Consider the following 17,183-nt stretch of genomic DNA (forward strand, 5'->3'; position numbering starts at 1 on the left):
GGCTGTTCAGGCGATCGTGAGAAACGGCGCGAGGATTTTTCGCAATCGAGCGGCAATCGCCCAATTGAGGCCTCATTTTCGCGTGATCAGAAACGAAGCCCGCCGATGAGACCCGCTGCGGCGGGGCAAGAAACAGATCCGGTGTTCGAGAGTTCGTTGCCATGATGCAAAGCCCCGCCCTGCGCCTTGCGGGACTCATCGCCCTCCTTGCCGTTGCGCTGATCGCGCTGCGCTTCGGTCCCGCGCTTCCGTCGCGCGACCTGATGGCGCTGTGGCTGGCGGCGAAGGCCGTTGCCGCGGGCGATCCGGGATCGGTCTATCCGCCGCTTTCGCCGCTGTTCGAGATGCGCCCGCCGCTGGCGTGGTTTGCACAGGCACGCGATCTCGGCCGGCCGGGGGAGGTCTATCCCTATCTCTATCCGCCGCTCTGGGCCTGGCTCCTGGCACCGGTGACGCGCTGGCTCGATTTTGGGGCGGTCGTGGCGGGGGCCTTCCTGCTCAACAGCCTGCTGCTGCTGGCGGCGCCGCTCGTCGGGCTTCGCTTCGCGCTTGGCGCGCAGGGGGCGCGGCAGGGGGCAGACACGGGGGCGGTGCTGGCGGCGGGACTTGCGCTGCTGCTGCTGACCCGGATCGGACCGGTCGCGCTGTTGCAGGGGCAGCCGCAGATCGCGGTGGCCTTCCTCGTCCTGCTCGGGCTCGAGCGTGACCGCAATGGGCATCCGCTGGCAGGCGGTGTCGCCATGGGGCTGGCGATTGCACTCAAGCTCAGCCCGTTGCCGCTCGCGCTGATCTGGCTCGTGGCGGGGCGCTGGCGTGCCTTCGGTGCGGCTGCGGTGACGGGGGGCGTGCTGGGGCTCGCCTCGCTGGCGCTGGCCGGCTGGGCGCCGCATGCGCAGTTCCTGGCCGAGCTGCGTGCGATCGATCACACCATGCTGGTGAGTTCCGCGGCCTATTCGCTGGATCTCCTCGTTGCGGTTCTTGGCTGGGACGCCGGGGGACAACTGATCCCCTCGCTGCCCGCGGAGATCACCGACCCGGCCATCGTCGGGGCGTTCGCCGCGCCGGAGCTGGGATGGCTTGTCCTGCCCAAGCCCCCGCTTTACGGCCTTGCGCAGCGGGTCATCCTGATTGTTCTCGTTCTCGGCACGGGGCTTGCGCTGCGCCGCCTCGACGATCCGGCGCGCCGCGCCGCGCTCTGGGGTGCGGCGATGACCGCGATCGCCTTCTTCGGGCCGATCGGCTGGGCCTATTACTACATCGCGCCCGCAGCGCTGGCGCCGGTCGTGCTGCAGTGCCTGCCGCGACGGGGCTGGATCTGGCTTGGCTTGGCGCTCGTCCTGCTGGGCGAGCCCGTCGGCATGGTGCTGAGCGCGGGCGCGCCGGGCCTGGTGCCGGTCGCCAACCTCACCGGAATCGGCGTGCTCTTCCTCGGTTCGCTCGTTGCCGCCTGCACGCCAATGCGCGCCGACCGCCTTTCACCCTTGCGCCGCGCGCGGGTCTGACTATAACGCCCATCAATTTGCGCGGGGCCTGCCGGCCCCGTTTCGCTGCTGAAAACCTGTCGCAAAAAAGGGGTCGTCCATGCCGAAGAGAACCGACATCAAGTCCATCCTCATCATCGGCGCAGGCCCCATCGTGATCGGCCAGGCCTGCGAGTTCGATTACTCGGGCGCCCAGGCCTGCAAGGCGCTGCGCGAAGAGGGCTACCGGGTGATCCTGGTGAACTCGAACCCGGCGACGATCATGACCGACCCGGAGATGGCCGACGCCACCTATATCGAGCCGATCACCCCCGAGGTCGTGGCGAAGATCATCGAGAAGGAACGCCCCGACGCGATCTTGCCGACGATGGGCGGGCAGACCGGCCTGAACACCGCGCTCGCCCTTGCCGACATGGGCGTTCTGGAGAAGTTCGACGTCGAGCTGATCGGTGCGAACCGCGACGCCATCGAGATGGCCGAGGATCGCAAGCTGTTCCGCGAGGCGATGGACCGCATCGGCCTGGAAAACCCCAAGGCCACGATCATCACCGCGCCGAAGCTTGAGAACGGGCATTTCGACATCAACGCCGGCGTGCAGCAGGCGCTGGCCGAGCTCGAGCACATCGGCCTGCCGGCGATCATCCGCCCTGCCTTCACCCTTGGCGGCACCGGCGGCGGCGTCGCCTACAACCGTGACGACTTCATCGAGATCTGCCACTCGGGCCTCGATGCCTCGCCGGTGGCGCAGATCCTCGTCGACGAATCCCTTCTGGGCTGGAAGGAATACGAGATGGAGGTCGTCCGCGACAAGGCGGACAACGCGATCATCGTCTGCGCCATCGAGAACGTCGACCCGATGGGCGTGCACACCGGCGATTCGATCACCGTCGCCCCGGCGCTGACGCTGACCGACAAGGAATACCAGATCATGCGCAACGGCTCGATCGCCGTGCTGCGCGAGATCGGCGTCGAGACCGGTGGCTCGAACGTGCAATGGGCGATCAATCCGAAGGACGGCCGCATGGTCGTGATCGAGATGAACCCGCGCGTGTCGCGCTCCTCCGCGCTCGCCTCGAAGGCCACCGGCTTCCCGATCGCCAAGATCGCGGCGAAGCTGGCCATCGGCTATACCCTCGACGAGCTCGACAACGACATCACCAAGGTGACGCCGGCCAGCTTCGAGCCGACGATCGACTATGTCGTGACCAAGATCCCGCGCTTCGCCTTCGAGAAGTTCCCGGGCGCCAAACCCGACCTGACCACCGCGATGAAATCGGTGGGCGAGGCGATGGCGATCGGCCGCACCTTCCACGAATCGGTGCAGAAGGCGCTCGCGTCGCTGGAGACCGGGCTGTCGGGCTTCGACGAGATCGAGATCCCCGGCGCGCCCGACACGGCCGCGGTGGTCAAGGCGCTGTCGCACCAGACCCCGGACCGGATCCGGATCATCGCCCAGGCGATGCGCCACGGCCTGAGCGACGACGAGATCCAGGCGGCGACCAGCTATGACCCCTGGTTCCTCGCCCGCATCCGCGAGATCGTCGATGCCGAGGCCGAGATCCGCAAATCGGGCCTGCCGCTGACCGAGGAAGGTCTGCGCAAGCTGAAGATGATGGGCTTCACCGACAAGCGTCTTGCGAAGCTCACCGGCCGCGACGAGGCGCAGGTGCGCCGCGCCCGCCGCAACCTCGGCGTCAAGGCGGTGTTCAAGCGCATCGACACCTGCGCCGCCGAGTTCGAGGCCCAGACCCCCTACATGTATTCGACCTACGAAGCCCCGGCGATGGGCGATGTCGAATGCGAGGCGCGGCCGTCCGATCGCAAGAAGGTGGTGATCCTCGGCGGCGGCCCGAACCGCATCGGCCAGGGCATCGAGTTCGACTATTGCTGCTGCCATGCCTGCTTCTCGCTCAGCAAGGCCGGCTACGAGACGATCATGGTCAACTGCAACCCCGAGACCGTGTCGACCGACTACGACACCTCGGATCGTCTGTATTTCGAGCCGCTGACCCTCGAATCGGTGCTGGAAATCCTGCGCGTCGAGCAGGAGAACGGTACGCTGCATGGCGTGATCGTGCAGTTCGGCGGCCAGACGCCCTTGAAGCTCGCGAATGCGCTCGAGGCCGAAGGCATCCCGATCCTCGGCACCACGCCCGACGCGATCGACCTGGCCGAGGACCGCGAGCGCTTCCAGCATCTGCTGAACGAGCTGGGTCTCAAGCAGCCGGTGAACGGCATCGCCCATTCGGCGGCCGAGGCCTTCGAGATCGCCGGCCGCGTCGGCTATCCGCTGGTGATCCGCCCGTCCTACGTTCTGGGCGGCCGCGCGATGGAGATCGTGCGCGACCTCGAACAGCTCAAGCGCTACATCACCACCGCGGTGGTGGTCTCGGGCGACAGCCCGGTGCTGCTCGACAGCTACCTCTCGGGCGCGATCGAGATGGACGTCGACGCGCTTTCGGATGGCGAGACCGTGCATGTCGCGGGCATCATGCAGCACATCGAGGAAGCCGGCGTCCACTCGGGCGACTCCGCCTGCTCGCTGCCGCCCTATTCGCTCTCTCCCGAGCTGATCGAGGAAGTGAAGCGCCAGACCGTGCTGATGGCCAAGGGGCTGAACGTCGTCGGCCTGATGAACGTGCAGTTCGCGATCAAGGACGGGGTGATCTACGTTCTCGAGGTGAACCCGCGCGCCTCGCGCACCGTGCCCTTCGTCGCCAAGGCGACCGACTCGGCCATCGCCTCGATCGCGGCACGGCTGATGGCGGGCGAGCCGATGTCGGCCTTCCCGCACCGCGCGCCCTATCCGGCAGGCGTGGGCCCGGAAACGCCGATCCCGCTGGCCGATTCGCTGACGCTGGCCGACCCGATCACGCCGTGGTTCTCGGTGAAGGAGGCGGTGCTGCCCTTCGCCCGCTTCCCGGGCGTCGACACCCTGCTCGGGCCGGAAATGCGCTCGACCGGCGAGGTCATGGGCTGGGACCGCAACTTCCCGCGCGCCTTCCTCAAGGCGCAGCTCGGCGCCGGCACCAAGCTGCCCGAAAGTGGCCGCGTGTTCCTGTCGATCAAGGATGCCGACAAGTCGGACGAGCTGGCCCAGGCGATGCGCGATCTGATCGGCATGGGCTTCACCATCGTCGCGACCCGCGGCACCAATGCCTGGCTGCAGGAGAAGGGCGTCGCCTCCGAGCTGGTGAACAAGGTCTACGAGCGCCGGCCGAACATCGTCGACCGGCTGAAGGACGGCGAGATCGCGCTGGTGATGAACACCACCGAGGGCACGCAGTCGATCTCGGACAGCCGCTCGATCCGCGCCGTGGCGCTGCACGACCACATCCCCTACTTCACCACGGCTGCGGCCTCGATCGCGGCGGTGGCGGCGATGAAGAGCCGGGCCGAGGGGGACATCGTCGTTCGCCCGCTGCAGGCGTAAGCCGCGCGGCACCGACAAGACGCGAAAGGCGGCCCTCGGGCCGCCTTTTTCCTGCGCTCAGATGAAGGGAACCAGCGGCACGCTGTCGCCGCAGGCGGCAAGCGTCAGCACCAGGGCCAGCAGAAGAACCGTTCGCATCGCATCCTCCTTTTGCAACGGTCCCAGCCTACGCCCCGCGGCCGGTTCGGTCGATGGGGTTCCGCCGCGGCCGATCGGCGCGTGCCGGGCTGGCCTTCGGCGGGGATTTCGGCGACGAAGGGGCGCCGGGAGCTGCCGGCGGGAACCATCGGCAGGGGGGGCGGTTCGGGGGATGGCGCTGACGGGCCTCTTTCTTGCGGCACTGGTCGCGGCGACGCTGATCCCGGCGCAATCCGAGGCGGTGCTGACCGGGCTGATCCTTGCAGGCGGCCACCCGGTTTCGCTGCTGCTGCTGGTGGCGACGGCGGGCAATGTCCTGGGCGCCGCGATCAACTGGGCGCTTGGCCGCTTCCTGATCCGCCATGCCGGCCGGCGCTGGTTTCCGGTCTCGGGCGTGGCGCTCGGCCGGGCGACGGGCTGGTATCGCCGCTGGGGGCACTGGAGCCTGCTCGGCGCCTGGCTGCCGATCGTCGGCGATCCGCTGACCTTTGCCGCCGGCGTGATGCGCGAGCCGCTGTGGCGCTTTCTCGTGATCGTGACGGCGGCAAAGGGCGGCCGCTATGCCGTGCTTGCCTGGGCCGTGCTAAGGGTGCAGGCATCGGTCTAGCAGGAGACGGGCGATGCGCGCAAAGACGGCGGCGAGGACGGGAAGCTGGCGCGTCTTGCCGGCGGGGATCTGGGCGCTCGGCTTCGTGTCGATGCTGATGGATGTCTCGTCCGAGATGATCCACGCGCTCCTGCCGATCTATCTGACCGCGGGGCTTGGCGCGAGCGCGCTCGCAGTCGGCGTGATCGAGGGCATCGCAGAGGCGACGGCGGCGATCACCAAGGTCTTCTCCGGCGCGCTGTCGGACCGGATCGGCCGGCGCAAGGAGCTTGCGGCGCTTGGCTATGGTCTGGCCGCGCTGACCAAGCCGGTGTTTCCGCTCGCCTCCTCGCTCGGCTGGGTGGTTGCGGCGCGGTTCGTCGACCGGGTCGGCAAGGGCATCCGCGGTGCCCCGCGCGACGCGCTGATCGCAGATCTGACGCCCGAGGGGCTGCGCGGCGCGGCCTTCGGGCTGCGCCAGTCGCTCGACACCGTCGGCGCCTTCATCGGCCCGCTGGCGGCGATCGGGCTGATGGCGCTCTTCGCGGATGATTTCAGCAAGGTGTTCTGGGTGGCGGTGATCCCGGCCTTCCTGGCGCTTGCGCTGATCCTGACTGCGGTGCACGAGCCGCCCCGGCAGGACCGGCGCCCGCCGCGCAACCCGCTGTCGCGCGCCGAGCTGGCGCAGCTGCCGCCCGGCTACTGGGCGGCGGTGGCGGTCTCGGCGGTCTTCACCCTGGCGCGGTTCAGCGAGGCCTTCCTGATCCTGCGCGCCGCCGAGGCGGGGCTTGCCGCGGCGCTGGTGCCGCTGGTGCTGGTCGGGATGAACCTCGTCTATGCGCTGGCGGCTTATCCCGTGGGGGCGCTGTCGGACCGCATCGGCCGGCGCGGCCTGCTGGTCGCGGGGCTGGCGCTGCTGATCCTTGCCGATCTCGTGCTGGCGCTCGGCCCCGGGCTGTGGGGCGTCGCGGTCGGTGTGCTGATCTGGGGGTTGCACATGGGCGCGACGCAGGGGCTGCTGTCGGCACTTGTCGCCGATGCCGCGCCGGCGCCGCTGCGCGGCACCGCCTTTGGCCTTTTCAACCTTGTCACCGGCGGTGCGCTGCTGCTGGCAAGCGTGATCGCCGGGGCGCTGTGGGAAGGGATCGGCGCACAGGCGACCTTCCTGACGGGGGCGCTGTTTGCCGCGCTGGCGCTGGCGGGGGTGCTGTGGCTCGGCCGGGGCAAGGGCGGGGCTGCGCATCGTTGACCGAGGCAGGGACCCGTTTCGGCATGCGGTTTGCGCCGCGGCGCGCACGATGGGCCAGTCTTGACGGCCGCTCATTCCCGCTTGCAACGAGTGCGCATCACGTCGATGGCGGGGTGCCGGCTTGCGCAGCGCTTTCGGGGGCGGCGGCGTGCAGCCCGACCGGCTGCGGATCCCGCGACAAGTCTGTCCTGTCTCGGGAATTCTTGGCTCCGGCGGTAGGGATCGAACCTACGACCAATTGATTAACAGTCAACTGCTCTACCGCTGAGCTACGCCGGAACACGGTATCTGTCATGCGTGCATCCCTGACAGGGGGATCTGGCTCCGGCGGTAGGGATCGAACCTACGACCAATTGATTAACAGTCAACTGCTCTACCGCTGAGCTACGCCGGAACACGCGCCGTTCTATAAAGGCCGCGTGACACTGGCGCAAGGGGGACATGCGCGTTTTTTGCCGTTTCCGTCAGCGCCGTGCAAAGCGCGCTGAAGGGGACAAGGCACCGTCCGGCGACACGTCATTTTGTGACGTCATTTCAACGAGATGCGCAAAGACGTTGCGGGCGGCGGCGGACATCAGGGCGGCGGGCGTATCGGTGTAGATCGCCGCGGTCAGCGCCGCAACCGTCGCCGGCCCGGCCTCGAGCGCGGCAAGGATCTGCGCGCTGCGGTCGCGCCGGTGCGCGGCGAGCGCGCTCAGGCGCGGGGCCGTCGCCTCGACCGGCGCACCATGGCCCGGGTAGAACACCCGCCACTCGCGCGCCGCGAGGCGCTCGAGCGAGCGGAAATAGTCGCCCAGATCGCCATCGGGCGGCGAGATCAGCGTCGAGGCCCAGCCCATCACATGGTCGCCCGAGAACAGCGCATCGCCCCAGGCAAAGCTGAGGTGGTTGCAGAAATGCCCGGGCGTGTGCAGCGCCGTCACCTGCCAGTCGCCGGCGCCGATCTCCTCGCCATCGGTCAGCGTCACATCGGGGCGGAAGGCGCGATCGACGCCCTCGCCGCCGCCGGCCAGCCCCTCGGCCGCCAGCCGCGCCATCACCTCGGAACGGCCGGCCTCGGGCGGGCCGAAGGCATGGACCTTCGCGCCGGTTGCCTCGGCGAGCAGGCGCGCGCCCGGGGAATGGTCGAGATGGGCATGGGTGACGAGGATCGCCGCCACCCGCTCGCCCAGATCTAGCCCGTCGAGAATCGCGCGCAGATGGCCCGCATCGGCCGGGCCCGGGTCGATCACCGCCACCGCCCCGGTGCCGAGCACATAGCTGCAGGTGCCGTCGCGCGTCATCGGCGAGGGGTTCGGCGCCACGATCCGCCGCAGCCCCGCCTCGAGCCGTTCCATCGCCATCTTCCGCTTCCTCTCTGCCGTCCGTCCGGCTAGGGTTCTGCCATGAAATTCGACTGGCTCAAACAGATCATGCCGCGCGGGCTTTACGGGCGGGCCGCGCTGATCCTGATTTTGCCGGTGGTCACCATCCAGCTTGTCGTCTCGGTGGTCTTCATCCAGCGCCATTTCGAGCGGGTGACGCGGCAGATGACAGCCTCGATGCTGCGCGAGATCGCGCTGGTCGTCGACCGGGTCGAGGCGGCGCCGTCGCTGGCCGCGGCGCAGGCGGTGATCGGCGATCTGGCCGAACCGCTGGGGTTGCAGGTCGAGTTGCCGGCGAAAGATCCGGAAGACCAGATCACCTCCGACCAGCGCCCCTTCACCGACCTGACCGGCATCGTGGTGATCGACACGATCCGGGCGGGCGTCGCCGATCTGCGCGCGATCGACCTGAGCGAGGGCTCGCGCGTCAAGCTCCTGGTCGACACCCCCTGGGGGGTGGAGCGGATCACCTTCCAGCGTGCCTGGGTCTCGGCCTCGAACCCGCATCAGCTGCTGGTGCTGATGGTCGTGGTGTCGCTGCTGATGACGGTGATCGCCTTCATCTTCCTGCGCAATCAGCTGCGCCCGATCCAGCGGTTGGCGCGCGCGGCCGATGCCTTCGGCAAGGGGCAGGTGGTGCCCTATCATCCGTCCGGCGCCACCGAGGTGCGCACCGCGGGCGCGGCTTTCGTCGACATGCGCGCCCGCATCATCCGGCAGATCGAGCAGCGCACGCTGATGCTGTCGGGGATCAGCCACGACCTGCGCACGCCGCTGACCCGGCTGCGGCTGGGGCTGTCGATGCTGCCCGAGGATGACGAGACCCGCGACGAGATCGCCGCGATGGAGCGCGACGTGGCCGAGATGGGCAAGCTTGTCGATGCCTTCCTCGATTTCGCGCGCGAGGGGGCGACGGCGGGCGAGCCCGAGCGGATCGACCCCTGCCGGCTGGTCGCGCGGGTGGTCGAGGATGCCGAACGCGCCGGGCAGCAGGTGGCGCTGACTGCCTGTCCGGGCCCCGGTCAGGTCGAGATCACCGCCCGCCCCGACGCGATCCGCCGCGCGCTCGAGAACCTGATCGGCAACGGCGTGCGCTATGGCACGCGCGCCGAGGTCTCGGTCGTGCTGTCGCCGAAGGCGGTGCGGATCCTCGTCGAGGACGACGGCCCCGGTATCCCGCCCGAGCGACGCGAGGAGGCCTTGCGCCCCTTCGCCCGGCTCGACCCGTCGCGCAATCAGGACCGCGGGCCGGGGGTGGGGCTCGGGCTGTCGATCGCTGCCGACGTGATGCGCCGCCACGGCGGCAGCCTGCGGCTTGGCGAGAGCGCGCGGCTTGGCGGGCTGTGCGCCGAACTGGTGCTGCCGCGCTGATCCCCGCTGCCGATCCGGGCTTGCCCCGGCGCCGGCCTGCCTGCAATGTAAAGGAGACGTGACGCGGTCCGCCGGTGCGCTGGTTGAAGCGGGCCTGCCTCACCCCTAGATATGGTCAAACCGGGAAGGGCCGGGGCTGCCGCAGGGGCGGGGCCGGTGCCCTTTCGCCAAAGAGGAATGATGATGACCGAGACCCTCTCGACCACCTATCCCGTCCTGCCGCTGCGCGACATCGTGGTGTTTCCGCACATGATCGTCCCGCTGTTCGTCGGCCGGGAGAAATCCGTCCGGGCGCTCGAGGCGGTGATGGCGGATGATCGCCAGATCCTGCTTGCGAGCCAGATCGACCCGGCGGTGGACGAGCCCACGACGGAGGGGATCTTCCGCACCGGCGTGCTGGCCAATGTCCTGCAACTGCTCAAGCTGCCCGACGGCACCGTGAAGGTGCTCGTCGAGGGGCGCACCCGCGTGCGCATCGCGGACTTCCTGCCCAATGACGCCTATTTCGAGGCCGAGGCCGAGGTGCTCGAAGAGACCGAGGGCGACACCGAGACGATCCGCGCGCTGCTGCGTTCGGTCGCCGAGGAATTCGAGCGCTACGCGAAGATCAAGAAGAACATCCCCGAGGAGGCGCTGGCCGCCGTTGCCGAGACGCAGGAGGCCGACAAGCTGGCCGATCTCGTCGCCGGCCATCTCGGGCTCGAGGTGAAGGCCAAGCAGGAGCTGCTCGAGACGCTCGACGTCAGCACGCGGCTCGAGAAGGTCTATGGCCTGATGCAGGGCGAGGTTTCCGTCCTGCAGGTCGAGAAGAAGATCAAGTCGCGCGTCAAGTCGCAGATGGAGAAGACCCAGCGGGAATATTACCTGAATGAGCAGATGAAGGCCATTCAGCGCGAGCTGGGCGACGGCGAGGAAGGCCAGAACGAGCTCAACGAGCTCGAGGAGAAGATCCGCGCCACGAAGTTCTCCAAGGAGGCCCGCGAAAAGGCCGAGGGCGAGCTGAAGAAGCTGAAGTCGATGTCGCCGATGTCGGCCGAGGCGACGGTGGTGCGCAACTATCTCGACTGGCTGCTGAGCCTGCCGTGGGGCGTGAAGAGCCGGGTGAAGAAGGATCTCGCCGCCGCCGAGAAGGTGCTCGACGCCGATCACTATGGCCTCGAGAAGGTCAAGGAGCGGATCGTCGAATACCTCGCCGTGCAGGCGCGGTCTGACAAGCTGAAGGGGCCGATCCTGTGCCTCGTCGGCCCGCCCGGCGTCGGCAAGACCTCGCTCGGCCGCTCGGTCGCCAAGGCGACGGGGCGCGAGTTCATCCGCATCTCGCTTGGCGGCGTGCGCGACGAGAGCGAGATCCGCGGTCACCGGCGCACCTATATCGGCTCGATGCCCGGCAAGATCATCCAGGCGCTGAAGAAGGCGAAGACCACGAACCCGCTCATCCTGCTCGACGAGATCGACAAGATGGGGCAGGACTTCCGTGGCGATCCGGCTTCGGCGATGCTCGAGGTGCTGGATCCGGAACAGAACGGCACCTTCGTCGACCACTATCTCGAGGTCGAGTATGACCTGTCCAACGTGATGTTCATCACCACGGCGAACAGCTACAACATGCCCGAACCGCTGATGGACCGGATGGAGATCATCCCGCTCTCGGGCTACACCGAGGACGAGAAGATCGAGATTGCGCGCCAGCACCTTGTCGACAAGGAGACGAAGGCGAACGGGCTGAAGAAGACCGAGTTCACCGTCACCGACGAGGCGCTGCGCGACATCGTGCGCTATTACACCCGCGAGGCGGGGGTGCGCTCGCTCGAACGCGCCATCGCCAAGCTGGCGCGCAAGGCGGTGACCGAGATCCTGAAGTCGAAGGGCACGGTCAAATCCGTCACCGTCGATGGCGCGAAGCTCGAGGATTACCTCGGCGTGAAGCGTTTCCGCTATGGTCTGGCCGAGAAGGAAGACCAGGTCGGCGTGGTGACCGGGCTTGCCTGGACCTCGGTCGGGGGCGATCTGCTGCAGATCGAGGCGCTGAAGCTGCCCGGCAAGGGGCGGATGAAGACCACCGGCAAGCTCGGGGATGTGATGAAGGAATCGATCGAGGCGGCGTCGAGCTACGTGCGCTCGATCGCGCCCGAGCTTGGCATCAAGCCGACGAAGTTCGAGAAGGTCGACATCCACGTCCACGTTCCCGAGGGTGCGACGCCGAAGGACGGGCCGAGCGCGGGCATTGCGATGGTCACCTCGATCGTCTCGGTGCTGACCGGCATTGCGGTGCACAAGGACATCGCGATGACCGGCGAGGTGACGCTGCGCGGCAATGTGCTGCCGATCGGCGGTCTCAAGGAGAAGCTGCTTGCCGCGCTGCGCGGCGGCATCAAGACCGTGCTGATCCCCGAGGAGAACGAGAAGGACCTGATCGACATCCCCGAGAACGTGAAAGAGGGGCTGACGATCATCCCGGTCAGCCATGTGCGCGAGGTGTTGCCGCGTGCGCTGGTGCGGATGCCCGAGCCGATCGAATGGGACGAGGAGGCCGAGGAGGCCGCTGCTGCGGCTGCGGCCCTTGCTGCCCGCGAAGGTCAGGTGGCCACCGCGCATTGAGCGCGGGCCTGCCCCCGGAAAAAGGAGAACGCGCCCCGCGAGGGGCGCGTTTTCGTTTCAGCCGGATCCGAACGAGGCGATCCGATCAGAGCGATCAGCTGCCGGAACCGCCGGTCGAGCTGCTCGACGAGCCGCCGGCGGCGACGGCGATCGCGAGCAGCAGGACGGCGGGCACGACCAGCGCCGGGTTGCTGGTCGACGGCGCGGCGACGACCACGGGTTCGGCTTCGATCACGGGCTTTTCGTAACCGCCGGCAAACGCCGCGGGAGCAGCGAAAGACAGCGCGGCAGCCGTCAGAAACAGTTTGCGCATCGGAACTCCTTGATGGCTATGTCTGGTAGTTCCTCAAGCCTGCGGGCAACTTTCCCCCCGGTCAAGAATTCATGCCGCGGCCGCAAGAAAAAATTGCCGATGCCATGCTGCGTCAGCACTGGTTCGGCGTATTTTTGCACCGTAGTCTTATTCCGAATCAGTTGCGAGAGGCGCAGATGACCAGTTCCATGATGCAAGATCTTGTCGAGGACGACGCGCAGGCCGAAATGGCGGCGGACGAGGCCGATTCGGCACAGGCGGAGGACGCCGGTGCAAGCCTCGTGGTCCGCAAGAAGGACTTCGTCGAGCGCGTCGCGCTTGCCGCCGGGGTGAAGAAGGGCAAGGTGCGCGATGTCACCGAAGCCGTGCTGCAGGTTCTGGGCGAGGCGCTGGCCAATGGCGAAAGCCTGGCCATTCCGCCGCTTGGCAAGCTGCGCGTGACCAAGCAGGCCGGCAAGGACGGCGATCTGCTGCAGATCAAGCTGAAGCGGATCGAAGCCGGTGGCAAGAAGGGCGAAAAAACCGACGAGGCCCCTCTTGCAGAGGCCGAGGAGTGACGCTAGAAGCCACTCCACCGGGCGATTAGCTCAGCGGTAGAGCGCTTCGTTCACATCGAAGATGTCAGCGGTTCAAATCCGTTATCGCCCACCAGAATTCTCCGGCCCCCGCGTGGGGCCGGTTTCCGTTTCAGGACCCCGCCGCTGCGTCGCAGCCGGCGGGGTCTTGCATTCTGGGGTTCCTGCACGCTCTGGCTTGATTCATGCGATAACTGGTTATAATTTTTTACCAGTGGAGGAGATCGCATGGATATGCCGGTGCCAGCCGCGCGCGTGCTCGCGCGCAAGCAAGAGATCGTGGCGCGGCTGCGCGCGGTGCTGCCCGCCGATTCTGTGATCGACGACCCGGCCGAGACGCGCGCCTATGAATGCGATGCGCTCTCGGCCTGGCGCTGTGCGCCGCTCGCGGTGGTGCTTCCGCGCACGACGGCCGAGGTGGCGGCGGTGTTGCGGGTCTGCACCGCGGAGGGGGTGCCGGTGGTGCCGCGCGGCGCCGGCACCTCGCTGGCGGGGGGCGCCATGCCCACGGCCGATTCCGTGGTGCTGGGGCTCGCGCGGATGACCCGGGTGCTCGAGGTCGATTTCGAGAACCGCTTCATCCGGGTCGAGGCCGGGCGCACGAACCTGTCGGTCACCGCGGCGATCGAGGGCGAGGGCTGGTTCTATGCCCCCGATCCCTCGAGCCAGCTTGCCTGCGCCATCGCCGGCAACATCGCGATGAATTCGGGCGGCGCGCATTGCCTGAAATACGGGGTGACGACGAACAACCTGCTCGGCGTCACCCTGGTCACCGGTGCGGGCGAGGTGATCGAGCTGGGCGGTCCCTTCTGCGATGCCGCGGGGCTTGATCTGCTTGGTGTCGTGTGCGGCTCGGAAGGGCAGCTGGGCGTCGTCACCGAGGCGGTGCTGCGCATCCTGCCGAAACCCGAGGGCGCGCGGCCGGTGCTGATCGGCTTTGCCGCGAACGAGATCGCCGGCGCCTGTGTCGCCGACATCATCCGCGCCGGCATCCTGCCCGTGGCGATCGAGTTCATGGATCGCCCCTGCATCGAGGCGACCGAGGCCTTCTGCGCCGCGGGTTATCCCGACTGCGAGGCGCTGCTGATCGTCGAATGCGAGGGCAGCCCGGACGAGATCGCCGAGCAGCTGGGCCTGATCCGCGAGATCGCCCTGCGCCACGATCCGGTCGAGTTCCGCGAGGCGCGCGATGCCGAGGAGGCGCGGCGGATCTGGCTTGGCCGCAAGTCGGCCTTCGGCGCGATGGGGCAGAAGGGCGATTACATCTGCCTTGACGGCACGATCCCGGTGAGCGCGCTGCCCGAGGTGCTGCGCGGCATCGCGGCGCTTGGTCGCGACTTCGGGCTCGAGGTGGCGAATGTGTTCCACGCGGGCGACGGCAACATGCACCCGCTGATTCTCTATGATGCCAACGCTCCGGGCGAGCAGGAGCGGGCCGAGGCCCTGGGGGCGGAGATCCTGAAGCTGTGCGTGGCGGCGGGCGGCTGTCTGACCGGCGAGCATGGCGTGGGCGTCGAGAAGCGCGACCTGATGGGGGTGCAGTTCACCGCCGCCGATCTGGAGGCGCAGATGCGGGTGAAGGATGTCTTCGATCCGCCCTGGCTGTTGAACCCGGCCAAGGTGTTTCCGCTCGCTGCAAGTGCCGGGCGGCGCGCGGGCGGGGCGTCCCGGGGCGCTGCCCCGGACCCCGAGGTATTTGGGCCAAGATGAAAGCAGGGGCGATGCGGGTCGAAAGCGAGGCGGAGCTGGTCGAGGCGGTGCGGGGCGCGCGCGCGCCCTTGCGCGTGGTGGGCGGCGGCACGCGGGGCGAGGTCGGGGCCGGGGCGCGGCTCGAGGTCGCGATCTCGGGCGTCCGGCTTTACGAGCCCGGGGCGCTGACGCTGATCGCCGGGGCGGGCACGCCGCTTTCCGAGATCGAGGCCGCGGTGGCCGCCGAGGGGCAGCGCCTGCCCTTCGAGCCGCCCCGCTGGGGGGCGCTTCTGGGCCTTGCGGGGGAGAGCACGATTGGCGGGGTCGCCGCCGCGAATGTCTCGGGGCCGCGGCGGGTTCAGGCCGGGGCCTGCCGCGACAGCCTGATCGGGCTGCGTTTCGTCGATGGTGCGGGCATTGCGGTGCAGGCCGGCGGGCGGGTGATGAAGAACGTCACAGGCTATGATCTGGTCAAGCTGCTGGCGGGCAGTGGCGGTCGGCTCGGGGTGTTGAGCGAGGTGGCCTTCAAGCTGCTGCCGGCGGCGCCTGCCCAGGCGACGGTGCGGGCCGAGGTGCCGCTTTCCGAGGCCGGGCGGGTGCTGGCCGCGGCGCTGGCCTCGCCCTTCGATGTGTCGGGGGCGGGCTGGCTGCCGGGGCAGGGGGCGGTGGTGCGCCTCGAGGGGCTGGCGGGATCGGTCGAGTATCGCGCCGGGCGGCTGGCGGCATTGCTTGCGCCCTGGGGGGCGCGGATCGAGCGCGAGGGCTCGGCCGCGATCTGGCGCGATCTGGCCGAGGTGCAGCCCTTCCATGGCCGCACGGGTGACATCTGGCGGTTTTCGGTGAAGCCCTCCGAGGCGGCGGCGATCGCGGCGCGGCTGGACGGCGAGGTGGTGCTCGACTGGGGTGGCGGGCTGATCTGGGCGCTGCTGCCCGAGGGCACGGATGCCCGGGCGCGCGCTGCGCCCTATACCGGCCACGCCACCTGCCTGCGCGGTCGCGCGCCCCGCGCAGAGCCCGAGGCGCCCGCCGTCGCCGCGCTGAGCCGCGCGCTGCGGGCGCGTTTCGATCCGCGCGGCATTCTCGATCCGGAAAGGGCCGGCTGATGCAGACCTCCTTCACCCCTGAGCAGCTGGCCGACCCGGGCATCGCACGCGCGAACGAGATCCTGCGCGCCTGCGTGCACTGCGGCTTCTGCACCGCCACCTGCCCGACCTATCAGGTGCTGGGCGACGAGCTCGACAGTCCGCGCGGCCGGATCTATCTGATCAAGGAGATGCTGGAGAGCGGCCGGCCGGCGGATGCGAAGACCGCGCGCCACATCGACCGCTGCCTCGGCTGCCTTGCCTGCATGACGACCTGCCCCTCGGGCGTGCATTACATGCATCTGGTCGACCATGCCCGCGCCCATGTCGAGCGCACCTTCCGCCGGCCCTGGCACGAGCGTGCGCTGCGCTTCGTGCTGGCGAAGCTCGTGCCCTATCCGGGCCGCTTCCGGCTGGCGCTGCACGCGGCGCGGCTGGCCCGGCCGTTCGCCCGCCATCTGCCCGATGCGCGGTTGCGCGCGATGCTCGAGATGGCGCCCGCGCGCCTGCCGCGGCCAAGCCCGAACGACCGCCCGCAGGTCTTTGCCGCCGAAGGGACGCGGCGCTTTCGCGTGGCGCTGCAGATCGGCTGCGCGCAGCGCGCGCTTGACACCGACATCAACGACGCGACCATCCGCCTGCTGCGCCGGATCGGCTGCGAGGTGGTGGTGCCGCGCGGGCTGGGCTGCTGCGGGGCGCTCAGCCATCACATGGGCCGGGCGGGCGAGGCCCATGCGCAGGCGGCGGCGAACATCCGCGCCTATGGCGCCGCCGGGCCGCTTGACGCGATCATCATCAACACCTCGGGTTGCGGCACGACGGTGAAGGATTACGGCCACATGTTCCGGGGCGATCCGCTGGCGGCAGAGGCGGGGCAGGTCGCGGGCCTTGCCTGCGACGTGACCGAGTTCCTGGCCCGTGCCGGCCTGCCTCAGGGCGCGCCGAAGGGGCTGCGCGTCGCCTATCACGCCGCCTGTTCTTTGCAGCACGGCCAGCAGGTGAAGACCGCGCCGAAGGATCTGTTGCGCGCGGCGGGCTTCGAGGTGGTCGAGCCGCTCGACAGCCATCTGTGCTGTGGCTCGGCCGGCACCTACAACCTGCTGCAGCCCGAGATCTCGGCCGAGCTGAAGCGGCGCAAGGTCGCCACGCTTGAGGCGCAGGCGCCGCAGGTGATCGCCGCGGGCAACATCGGCTGCATGCTGCAGATCGGCTCGGGCACCGAGGTGCCGGTGGTGCACACGGTTGAGCTGCTTGACTGGGCGACGGGCGGGCCCTGCCCGCGCGCACTCTCGAAAACGCCATAA

Annotated in this window: 12 protein-coding genes and 3 tRNA genes; 11 read left to right on the forward strand and 4 right to left on the reverse strand. The window is 68.8% G+C overall.

Annotation, left to right across the window (positions count from 1 at the left end):
• Nucleotides 1-161 precede the first annotated feature (161 nt).
• From DYS74_RS06085 to DYS74_RS06100, 4 genes are all read left to right on the forward strand, one after another.
• A complete protein-coding gene (locus DYS74_RS06085) occupies nt 162-1,502 on the forward strand; it encodes a glycosyltransferase family 87 protein (protein WP_121531925.1) in 1,341 nt (446 codons plus the stop codon).
• A gap of 79 nt (nt 1,503-1,581) precedes the next feature.
• A complete protein-coding gene (gene carB, locus DYS74_RS06090; RefSeq protein WP_121531927.1) occupies nt 1,582-4,914 on the forward strand; it encodes a carbamoyl-phosphate synthase large subunit in 3,333 nt (1,110 codons plus the stop codon).
• Between the two features lie 310 nt (nt 4,915-5,224).
• On the forward strand, nt 5,225-5,659 hold the full coding sequence (locus tag DYS74_RS06095; RefSeq protein WP_121531929.1) for a YqaA family protein: 435 nt from the start codon (nt 5,225-5,227) through the stop codon (nt 5,657-5,659).
• Between the two features lie 13 nt (nt 5,660-5,672).
• Nucleotides 5,673-6,887, forward strand: a complete 1,215-nt coding sequence (locus DYS74_RS06100) for an MFS transporter (protein WP_121531931.1) — start codon at nt 5,673-5,675, stop codon at nt 6,885-6,887.
• 204 nt (nt 6,888-7,091) lie between these two features.
• On the opposite strand, the gene DYS74_RS06105 is transcribed toward DYS74_RS06100, so the two are convergent.
• The 3 genes from DYS74_RS06105 to DYS74_RS06115 all read right to left on the reverse strand — a co-directional run bounded on the left by DYS74_RS06105 (nt 7,092) and on the right by DYS74_RS06115 (nt 8,224).
• Nucleotides 7,092-7,166, reverse strand: a tRNA-Asn gene (locus tag DYS74_RS06105).
• A 40-nt stretch (nt 7,167-7,206) separates the two neighbouring features.
• Nucleotides 7,207-7,281: transfer RNA gene (locus tag DYS74_RS06110), tRNA-Asn, on the reverse strand.
• 70 nt (nt 7,282-7,351) lie between these two features.
• Nucleotides 7,352-8,224, reverse strand: a complete 873-nt coding sequence (locus tag DYS74_RS06115; protein ID WP_121532062.1) for an MBL fold metallo-hydrolase — start codon at nt 8,222-8,224, stop codon at nt 7,352-7,354.
• Between the two features lie 48 nt (nt 8,225-8,272).
• On the opposite strand from DYS74_RS06115, the gene DYS74_RS06120 reads away from it, so the two are divergent.
• Together DYS74_RS06120 and lon are read left to right on the forward strand one after the other, a co-directional pair.
• The gene (locus DYS74_RS06120; RefSeq protein ID WP_121531933.1) at nt 8,273-9,622 is read left to right on the forward strand and encodes an ATP-binding protein; all 1,350 of its coding nucleotides are present in this window, start codon (nt 8,273-8,275) and stop codon (nt 9,620-9,622) included.
• Nucleotides 9,623-9,805: 183 nt separating this feature from the next.
• Nucleotides 9,806-12,220: an endopeptidase La gene (gene lon / locus DYS74_RS06125; RefSeq protein ID WP_121532064.1), complete on the forward strand. Its 2,415-nt coding sequence runs from the start codon at nt 9,806-9,808 to the stop codon at nt 12,218-12,220.
• 94 nt (nt 12,221-12,314) lie between these two features.
• Here lon and DYS74_RS06130 read toward each other — a convergent pair whose 3' ends face one another.
• Nucleotides 12,315-12,533, reverse strand: coding sequence for a hypothetical protein (locus DYS74_RS06130; protein ID WP_121531935.1), 219 nt, complete (start codon nt 12,531-12,533; stop codon nt 12,315-12,317).
• A gap of 71 nt (nt 12,534-12,604) precedes the next feature.
• Here DYS74_RS06130 and DYS74_RS06135 point away from each other — a divergent pair, with 71 nt between their 5' ends.
• The 5 genes from DYS74_RS06135 to glcF all read left to right on the forward strand — a co-directional run bounded on the left by DYS74_RS06135 (nt 12,605) and on the right by glcF (nt 17,183).
• Complete coding sequence (locus tag DYS74_RS06135; protein ID WP_121531937.1) at nt 12,605-13,090, forward strand: HU family DNA-binding protein; 486 nt, start codon at nt 12,605-12,607, stop codon at nt 13,088-13,090.
• 19 nt (nt 13,091-13,109) lie between these two features.
• Nucleotides 13,110-13,184: transfer RNA gene (locus DYS74_RS06140), tRNA-Val, on the forward strand.
• A gap of 152 nt (nt 13,185-13,336) precedes the next feature.
• Nucleotides 13,337-14,818, forward strand: a complete 1,482-nt coding sequence (locus tag DYS74_RS06145) for an FAD-linked oxidase C-terminal domain-containing protein (RefSeq protein ID WP_121531939.1) — start codon at nt 13,337-13,339, stop codon at nt 14,816-14,818.
• 11 nt (nt 14,819-14,829) lie between these two features.
• Nucleotides 14,830-15,900: an FAD-binding protein gene (locus tag DYS74_RS06150; protein ID WP_121531941.1), complete on the forward strand. Its 1,071-nt coding sequence runs from the start codon at nt 14,830-14,832 to the stop codon at nt 15,898-15,900.
• Nucleotides 15,900-17,183 (forward strand): glycolate oxidase subunit GlcF, encoded by a 1,284-nt coding sequence (gene glcF / locus DYS74_RS06155; protein ID WP_121531943.1) that lies wholly within the window; start codon nt 15,900-15,902, stop codon nt 17,181-17,183. The genes DYS74_RS06150 and glcF overlap by 1 nt, the downstream gene beginning before the upstream one ends.

This window comes from Paenirhodobacter hankyongi (genome assembly GCF_003664585.1).
Taxonomy (GTDB): Bacteria; Pseudomonadota; Alphaproteobacteria; order Rhodobacterales; family Rhodobacteraceae; genus Rhodobacter; species Rhodobacter hankyongi.